The organism is Sphingobacterium haloxyli (assembly GCF_002980525.1).
Classification (GTDB): Bacteria; Bacteroidota; Bacteroidia; order Sphingobacteriales; family Sphingobacteriaceae; genus Sphingobacterium; species Sphingobacterium haloxyli.
The window spans coordinates 1-255 of sequence record NZ_PVBQ01000074.1 but is presented as its reverse complement, the minus strand read 5'-3'; the positions used below and the strand labels follow the sequence as shown (position 1 = coordinate 255).

1 protein-coding gene is annotated in these 255 nt (G+C 49.4%); it reads left to right on the top strand.

The genetic code is table 11. From position 1 onward, the window contains the following. A partial coding sequence (locus tag C5745_RS20395; protein WP_165793161.1) for a hypothetical protein occupies positions 1 to 255 on the top strand: 255 nt, incomplete at both ends.

The window sequence follows — 255 nt, the reverse complement described above, 5'->3', positions numbered from 1 at the left end:
GAACTTCCACCAAAACTGTTCTGACGGTAAACTACTACGACGATTATGGGTTCAGGGCCACAAACGTACTTCCTGCAAGTAGTGGTCTGAACAACACGGCCATGGTGAAGGGCCTGCTCACGGGAACTAAGGTCAGTAAGGACGACGGAAGCGCCCCACTTTTGACGGTGAACTATTACGATAAGCGTGCCCGATTGATAGAAACTGTTTCGAACAACCACCTTGGAGGTGTTGACCGGGTTACGAATACGTATA